The following is a 1987-nucleotide window of genomic DNA, read 5'->3' as shown; positions in this document are numbered from 1 at the left end:
GTCGCCGAAGTTGCCAAGCTCGGCGCGGTAAATGCGTCGGTCGATGGCGATCTTCGCTTTGCTGTCCTTCAGCTTGTCGCGCCAGTCCGCAAACACGTCGCGGCCGTCGTCGGTAATGTAGTGCTTTATCTCGAGCATGCCATATTTTCGCTTATAAGCGAATCCGTGTCATCTTGATTACCCGGTTCCTCACATTTTCATTCCTCGCTCCTGTTTGGCCTTAAGCGCTTGTTGCTGCTGGCGGTGTTGTTGATGGCGCTTGGTTTCTTGGTGGATGGCGGCAATGACTTGGCGTTTAATTCTAATTAGCGTTATAAACTGAATTAATAATCCAAGGCCATGCGCAGATGCTTCGGATGCGTTCCGAGCTGCGCTCGAAGGCCACGAGCGCTTCAAGGAGATGCTCCTCGACTTCCTCAAGCGACGAGAACACGCGGTTGTGAAAATACTTTTCGCGCAACTCATCCCACACGTGCTCGACGGGGTTCAGTTCGGGGCTGTACGGGGGCAGGAAGAGTAGGCGCATGTTTGGCGGTACGACCCACTCGCCAGTGGTATGCCAGCCCGCGCCGTCAAGCACCATGACGATGTTGTCCTGGTGGTGGCGTTGCGCCACTTCATCAAGAAACAGTTGCATGCACGCCGTGTCTGCCCGAGGCAAGATCAGCGTGTCCAATTGCCCATCCAGCGGGCTGACGGCACCAAAAACATAGGTGTACTGGCGCGAGATCATCTTGTGCACCAGCGGGCGCACAGGGCGGCGACACCAGCAGCGACGACAATCACTGATGCGCCCGAAACGCGCTTCGTCCTGGAACATCAACCTTAACGGCGCAGGGTCGGGGAAGCTGGCGCTGACTTGATCCAGCGCGGTGCAGAGTTTTTTTTCCAGTCTTCACGCGCTTGGGCATCCCCTTGGGGGTGCGCCGTGTCAGGCGCGAGTTTGCGCCAGCCATGACGAGCCAGCATGCGATAGATGCTTGACAGGGATAACGTTTTGCCCAAGTGCTGGTCAATCAGCGGCTTCAGTTGCGGCACCACTAAGACCTGACCTTCGGCAGCGCCAGAAAACACCTTGTCAAGTACACGCGCCTCCTCTTGCAACGGCACGCTGGCGTGATTGCGCAGTTCGCGCTTGCTACGGGCCGCCGCCCGGCGACCTGCGTGAACGGCCAGAAATCGTGTACGCATCGAGCAGGTTGCCCCAACAGATCGCCCGATCACGGCGGCGGTTTGCTGCATGCTAAACCCCTGTGTCAATGGCAGCAGTACGGCCTGCGCCCGCCTTAACTCCTCCGCCGTCTTCGCTGTGCGTAACAGCGCCTTGGCTGCGTCAATGTGCTCTGCACCGCTGGCTGGTCTCGCCATGACAATCCTCCTCAAATCTCATGGCTATATTATTCATGTTTTTAACACGAAATGGAATAAGGCCGACCTTGCCCAATGTGCTTTTTTGGGCAAGGTCGTTAAAGTCGGATAAGCGCTTTTCCTGCTGCTCGCCGGGGGCAAAGATGGGGAAGACAGTCGCGCCGTCTACGGCCTTGGCCGCGAGGGTGGCTTTTTCCCGTCCGGGGTTGCGCCCGTTTTGGCTTTCTTGCAGCTTGTCGTCATCGCCTGCAATCACTATCGGCTTGTTCGGGTATTTCTCGTGCAGGGCACAGGCTACGTCTTTGAGGTTGCCGCTATCAAAGGCGGCAACTGTGGCAGACCCAAGCGCTGAGGCTGGCGGCGGTGGCGTAGCCTTCGGCAATCCTTTTTGCGCGCGTCTTTGGCAAAGCGCTTTTCGCCGTTTTCTTGAATGTACTGGGTTGTCCAGTGTTTACCGTCCTTGTCATAAGCCGGAATGATGGTGGCTTTGCCGTCCTGACGGGTCATTGCGCCCTGATGGATGCCAATGCCTTGCTTTGCAGATAAGGCGTAGGCGCGCTGATGGGTTTGAGGCTTTGCATCTGCTTGCTGACGCGTTCGGCGGCCTCTGCTTGCAGTT

Annotated in this window: 4 protein-coding genes; all 4 read right to left on the bottom strand. The window is 57.3% G+C overall.

Annotation, left to right across the window (positions count from 1 at the left end; all coding sequences use genetic code 11):
• Nucleotides 1-301: 301 nt before the first annotated feature.
• The 4 genes from AXE65_RS14005 to AXE65_RS04155 all read right to left on the bottom strand — a co-directional run bounded on the left by AXE65_RS14005 (nucleotide 302) and on the right by AXE65_RS04155 (nucleotide 1875).
• On the bottom strand, nucleotides 302-820 hold the full coding sequence (locus AXE65_RS14005; protein ID WP_068388543.1) for an IS630 family transposase: 519 nt from the start codon (nucleotides 818-820) through the stop codon (nucleotides 302-304).
• Between the two features lie 5 nt (nucleotides 821-825).
• Nucleotides 826-1242, bottom strand: a complete 417-nt coding sequence (locus tag AXE65_RS04165) for a winged helix-turn-helix domain-containing protein (protein ID WP_204376513.1) — start codon at nucleotides 1240-1242, stop codon at nucleotides 826-828.
• 91 nt (nucleotides 1243-1333) lie between these two features.
• The gene (locus AXE65_RS04160) at nucleotides 1334-1624 is read right to left on the bottom strand and encodes a hypothetical protein (protein WP_068388538.1); all 291 of its coding nucleotides are present in this window, start codon (nucleotides 1622-1624) and stop codon (nucleotides 1334-1336) included.
• Between the two features lie 38 nt (nucleotides 1625-1662).
• Nucleotides 1663-1875 carry a hypothetical protein gene (locus AXE65_RS04155; protein WP_068388536.1) on the bottom strand — a complete coding sequence of 71 codons (213 nt, stop codon included), beginning with the start codon at nucleotides 1873-1875 and terminating at the stop codon, nucleotides 1663-1665.
• Nucleotides 1876-1987: the final 112 nt, after the last annotated feature.

The sequence above is a fragment of the Ventosimonas gracilis genome, from assembly GCF_001580025.1.
Lineage (GTDB): Bacteria > Pseudomonadota > Gammaproteobacteria > Pseudomonadales > Pseudomonadaceae > Ventosimonas > Ventosimonas gracilis.
Note: the sequence above shows the minus strand (reverse complement) of the source record. Positions and strands in the feature narration are given on the sequence as shown.

What these genes read in the sequence shown, in the direction of transcription:
- AXE65_RS14005 (WP_068388543.1), bottom strand. Translation starts at nt 820, where the DNA reads ATGTTCCAGGACGAAGCGCGTTTCGGGCGCATCAGTGATTGTCGTCGC.
- AXE65_RS04165 (WP_204376513.1), bottom strand. Translation starts at nt 1,242, where the DNA reads ATGCAGCAAACCGCCGCCGTGATCGGGCGATCTGTTGGGGCAACCTGC.
- AXE65_RS04155 (WP_068388536.1), bottom strand. Translation starts at nt 1,875, where the DNA reads ATGACCCGTCAGGACGGCAAAGCCACCATCATTCCGGCTTATGACAAG.